Below are 5,412 nucleotides of genomic sequence, written 5' to 3'. Positions count from 1 at the left end.
AGCCCGCTCCCACAGGTGATCGCGGTTTCATGTGGGAGCGGGCTTGCTCGCGAAGAGGCCCTTACAAACACTATAAATTTCTGCCCCTGATCCGCTTGTTCAGAAACTCGAAATACTCCTCGCGCATTTCCAGCGTCTCATTCGCCAGATGATGCCGCGCCTCCGGCAGCAACAGAATCTGCGGCCGGTCGAACTTCCACTTCAGCACCTGCAAGTTGTGCTGCCAGTCCACGGTCATGTCCGCCTGCCCCTGAATGATCAGCGGCCGTCGCGGACTTTTTTTCGCGTGTTCCACACGGATGATCCAGCGCGACAGCGCACCGACCCACGCGGTCGGCAAGCGTTTGGGCTGTAACGGATCAGCCTGCAGGAACGGCAGGAAATCCGGGTCGTTGGAGTTCTCGCTGAAGCGCCGGGCGATGCCCCGCACGAAAGGCCTGAGCAGGTAATAACTGAGCTGCGACCAGCCCCAGGCACGCGGACGCACCAGCGGCGCCAGCAGAATCAACTGGCCCTGCGCCGGACTGTTCTCGCCATGGTTGAGCACATGATCGACGACGATCGCGCCGCCAGTGCTTTGTCCGCACAGATGCCAGGGTTGCGGCAGGGCGATCGAACTGGCTTCGGCGAACAACGCCTGCAAGGCGTCCTGGTATTCGGAGAAGTCGCGAATGCTCGCCCGCGGCCCACTCGACAAACCATGGCCCGGCAAGTCGCAGGCGATGACGGCAAAATCCTGATCCAGCGCCCACTCGATCACATGCCGATACAGCCCGGTGTGATCGTAAAAACCGTGCAGCAGAAACAGCGTGCCCTTGACCTTCTCCGGCCACCAGCAATGGCTGACCAGCTCATAACCGTCCACCTCGAACCGGCCCATGCCGCGCCAGACATCGCGCTCGGGAAAGTCGGTTTTATAGAACTGCTGATACGCCTTGGCCTCGTCCGACAACGGCTGCCACTGGGCCAAAGGCTTGAGGCTGGCGCGTAAATGATCGGCATCGAAAGTGTCAGGCATGCGGGTATTCCAAAGCGGTAAACAGACTTTATCGGCCTGCGATATTCATCTGTTGCGGCAAGCATGGCAAGCTAGCCCCCCTTCGAGGATCGAAAAACCATGCGCTCGCCCTACCGCACCGCACTGTTTGCCAGCCTGCTCGCGCTTGTGTGTGCCGGGGTGCTGTGGGCGGCGTACGACTGGTTTCAGGGGCGCTATCTGCGTGCGTTCAGTCAGCACACCGCCGTGTTTTCCGGGGATCCGTTGCGCCTGCCGGATGAACTGGCCGGCCCCGGCAAAATCCGTCTCGTGCATTTCTGGGACCCGGCCTGTCCGTGCAACGTCGGCAATCAACAACACCTGACCGAGATGGTCGAGCAGTACGGCACGCGCGGTGTGGAATTCTTCGCCGTGCAGCGCGCCGGCTCCCACGGTCAGTTGCCCACCACCCTGAGCAACCTGAAAACCATCGCGGTGCTGCCCGGCTCCGAGCAGATCCCGGCCAGCCCCGCCGTGGCGATCTGGGACCGCAGCGGCAAACTGGCGTACTTCGGCCCGTACAGCGAAGGGCTGACCTGCAATTCCAGCAACAGTTTTATCGAACCGATCCTCAATGCCCTCACGCAAGACCGCCCGGTCAACGCCACGCACACCCTGGCGGTCGGGTGTTATTGCCCGTGGCCGGTGGTGGCGCAGTAAGGCATTCCGGACTTTTCGAGGACAGCGATGCACGGCACGGAAGGTCTGTGCTAATTGTTTGCAGCCCGACGGGCGGCAATCCCGCATGCACAAGGAGTCACCATGAAACGCGTCTTCACCGTTCTTGCCTTGCTCATCGTTGTCCTGCTCGCCGGTGTCGGCGGGTACGTCTATAGCAAGCAACCGACGCGTCAGGGCCAGGTGGAGCTGCGCAATCTGCAAGGCTCGGTGACCGTGCGCTATGACGATCGCGGGGTGCCGCACATTCGTGCCGAGAACGAAACCGACCTATATCGCGCCCTCGGTTACGTGCATGCCCAGGACCGACTGTTCCAGATGGAAGCCATGCGCCGCCTGGCCCGCGGCGAGCTGGCCGAAGTGCTCGGGCCGAAGCTGCTCGACACCGACAAACTGTTCCGCAGCCTGCGCATCCGTGAACGCGCTGCCAGCTATGTCGCCAGTCTCGATAAGCAGTCCCCGGCGTGGAAGGCCCTGCAAGCCTATCTGGACGGCATCAACCAATATCAGGACAGCCACGTCGCGCCGGTGGAGTTCGACGTGCTGGGCATTCCCAAGCGGCCGTTCACGGCGGAGGACAGCATCAGCGTCGCCGGTTATATGGCCTACAGCTTCGCCGCCGCGTTTCGTACCGAACCGCTGCTGACCTACGTGCGCGATCAACTCGGCGCCGATTACCTCAACGTCTTCGACCTCGACTGGCAGCCCAAAGGCGTGCTCGCCAAAGATCACGCCAATAAGACCCCGGCCCTCGCCGCCGGCGACTGGAAAGACCTCAATGCCCTCGCCCGTCTCAGCGAGCAGGCGCTGATTGAAAACGGCCTGCCGCAATTCGAAGGCAGCAACGCCTGGGTGATTGCCGGCAGCCGCAGTCAGAGCGGCAAACCGCTACTGGCCGGTGATCCGCATATTCGCTTCTCGGTGCCGTCGGTGTGGTACGAGGCGCAACTGTCGGCGCCGGGCTTTGAGCTCTACGGCCATCATCAGGCACTGGTGCCGTTCGCGTTCCTGGGGCACAACCTCGATTTCGGCTGGAGCCTGACCATGTTCCAGAACGACGATCTGGATCTGATCGCCGAGAAGGTCAACCCGGACAACCCGAATCAGGTCTGGTACCACGGCCAGTGGACCGATCTGGTCAGCACCGAGCAGCAGATCGCGGTGAAGGGCCAGGCGCCGGTGACGCTGACCTTGCGCCAGTCGCCCCATGGCCCGATCGTCAACGACGCCCTCGGCACTGCCGCCGGTAAAACGCCGATCGCCATGTGGTGGGCGTTCCTCGAAACGCCGAATCCGATTCTCGAAGGTTTCTACCAGCTCAACCGCGCCGACACCCTGGCCAAGGCCCGGGCCGCTGCGACCAAGGTGCAGGCGCCGGGGCTGAACATCGTCTACGCCAACGCCAAGGGTGACATCGCCTGGTGGGCCTCGGCGCTGTTGCCGAAACGCCCGGCCGGGGTGAAGCCCGAGTTCATCCTCGACGGCAGCAGCAATCAGGCGGACAAGGACGGCTACTACCCGTTCAGCGCCAACCCGCAGGAAGAAAACCCGGCGCGCGGCTACATCGTCTCGGCCAACTTCCAGCCGCTGTCGCCGACCGGAATGGAAATCCCCGGTTACTACAACCTCGCCGATCGCGGCCAGCAGCTCAACCGCCAGCTCAGCGACAAGAATCTGAAGTGGAGCAACGAGGCCAACCAGAAGCTGCAACTGGGCACCACCACCGGTTATGGCCCGCGTACCCTAGCGCCATTGCTGCCGGTGCTGCGGGAAGTGGTGAGCGATCCGGCGCAACTGAAACTGGTCGAGCAACTGGCGCAGTGGCAAGGCGACTATCCGCTGGATTCGGTCAACGCCACAGTGTTCAACCAGTTCCTCTACGACCTCGCCGATGCGGCAATGCGCGATGAGCTGGGCAACGACTTCTTCGAGACGCTGCTGTCGACCCGGGTGATCGACGCGGCCCTGCCGCGCTTGGCGGCGAACGCCGATTCACCGTGGTGGGACAACCGCAACACACCGAACAAGGAGACTCGCGCCGACGTCGTCAAAGCGGCGTGGCAGGCGAGCATGACGCATCTGAAACAGACCCTCGGCGATAACCCGTCCAACTGGCAATGGGGCACGGCGCACACCCTGACCCACGGTCATCCGTTGGGTCAGCAGAAGCCGCTGGACCGGATCGTCAATGTCGGGCCGTTCGCTGCGCCGGGCAGTCACGAAGTTCCGAACAATCTCTCGGCCAAGCTCGGCCCGGCGCCGTGGCCGGTGACCTATGGACCTTCGACGCGGCGCCTGGTGGACTTCGCCGACCCGGCGCACAGCCTGACCATCAACCCGGTCGGCCAGAGCGGTGTGCCGTTCGACAGCCATTACGACGATCAGGCCGAGGAGTACGTCGAGGGGATGTATGTGCAGGCGCATTTCAGCGAGGAAGAGGTGACGGCCAATACCCGTAGTACCTTGAAGCTGTTGCCGGCGCGGGCGACCCAATAGTTCTCGGTCAGCCGGACGGCCCCTATCGCGAGCAGGCTCACTCCTACAGGGGAACGCATTCCAATTGTAGGAGTGAGCCTGCTCGCGATGGGGCCCGCCAACTCAACACATCTCTCAGAGCATCAACGCAAAATTCAGCCGAAACTGCTGCGGCGTCACCCCCAACCGGCGATTGAACACACTGCGCATGTGCTGCGCATCGCGAAACCCGCACTGATAGGCCACGGTCTTCAGCGGTGCCGTGGTGCTTTCCAGCAGCACCCGCGCCGCATCCACTCGCGCACTTTCGACGAACTCCGCCGGGGTGACCCGAGCCTCACGGGCGAACACCCGGGAGAAGTTGCGCGCACTCATGTTCGCCGCGTTCGCCAGATCGGCAATCGTCAGATCGCCGGTGAGGTTGGCCAGCACATACAACTGCACCATCGCCACCGCTGACGTCGACTCCGCATGCGGTGTGAGGAACGGGCTGAACTGCGATTGCCCGCCCGAGCGCTGAGTGAACACCACCAGCCGCTTGGCCACGCTCAGCGCCACTTCAGCGCCGCAATCACGGGCCAACAGGTACAACGACAGATCAATCCCGGCGGTGACCCCGGCCGAGGTGTAGAGCGCACCGTCCTCGACGTACAGGTGATCGGCCTCGACTTGGGTCGATGGACACAACTGTGCCAAGGCTTCGGCATCGTTCCAGTGGGTGGTCACGGTGCGCCCTTCCAGCAGTCCCGCCCGCGCCAGCATGAACGCGCCGTTGCAGATCGAACCGAAACGCCGTGCACGCGCGCAGGCCTCGCGCAGCCAGGTGTCGAAAGGCTTGCCGAAATCCATGAACGGCAACTGCGGGCCGCCGGCGACGAGCAATAAGTCATAAGCATCCTGCGCTTCGCTGAAGTACCGATGGGCGCTGAGATTCAAACCGTTGGAACAAGCCATCGGCCCGCGTTCGAGGCCGATCACCACCAGTTGGTAGTGATCCTCGGGCGGCAGAAACCGGTTGGCCTCGGCGAACACATCCATCGGCCCGCTGACATCCAGCGCCTGCACGCCGGGGAATACCACGATGGCGATGGTTTTGTTCATAAGCCTCCAATGTCCTCAATGCCCTGGCAAACACAAATCCCTGTGGGAGCGGGCTTGCTCGCGAAAGGGCCCTTACATTCAACTTATCTGTTGAATGACACACCGCTTTCGCGAGCAAGCCC

4 protein-coding genes are annotated in these 5,412 nt (G+C 62.7%); 2 read left to right on the top strand and 2 right to left on the bottom strand.

The window, feature by feature from the left end; all coding sequences use genetic code 11:
* Positions 1-70: 70 nt before the first annotated feature.
* Positions 71-1,018, bottom strand: a complete 948-nt coding sequence (locus tag QMX91_RS28685) for an alpha/beta hydrolase (protein WP_139055168.1) — start codon at positions 1,016-1,018, stop codon at positions 71-73.
* 99 nt (positions 1,019-1,117) lie between these two features.
* Here QMX91_RS28685 and QMX91_RS28680 point away from each other — a divergent pair, with 99 nt between their 5' ends.
* Complete coding sequence (locus QMX91_RS28680) at positions 1,118-1,696, top strand: DUF6436 domain-containing protein (RefSeq protein ID WP_003229233.1); 579 nt, start codon at positions 1,118-1,120, stop codon at positions 1,694-1,696.
* A gap of 102 nt (positions 1,697-1,798) precedes the next feature.
* A complete protein-coding gene (locus tag QMX91_RS28675; protein WP_282413747.1) occupies positions 1,799-4,210 on the top strand; it encodes a penicillin acylase family protein in 2,412 nt (803 codons plus the stop codon).
* 114 nt (positions 4,211-4,324) lie between these two features.
* Here the strand turns inward: QMX91_RS28675 and QMX91_RS28670 are convergent, their stop codons facing one another.
* Positions 4,325-5,290 (bottom strand): GlxA family transcriptional regulator, encoded by a 966-nt coding sequence (locus QMX91_RS28670; RefSeq protein ID WP_282413746.1) that lies wholly within the window; start codon positions 5,288-5,290, stop codon positions 4,325-4,327.
* Positions 5,291-5,412: the final 122 nt, after the last annotated feature.

The organism is Pseudomonas sp. PS01299, from assembly GCF_029960145.1.
Lineage (GTDB): Bacteria > Pseudomonadota > Gammaproteobacteria > Pseudomonadales > Pseudomonadaceae > Aquipseudomonas > Aquipseudomonas putida_A.
This window is presented reverse-complemented; position numbering and strand designations above follow the sequence as displayed.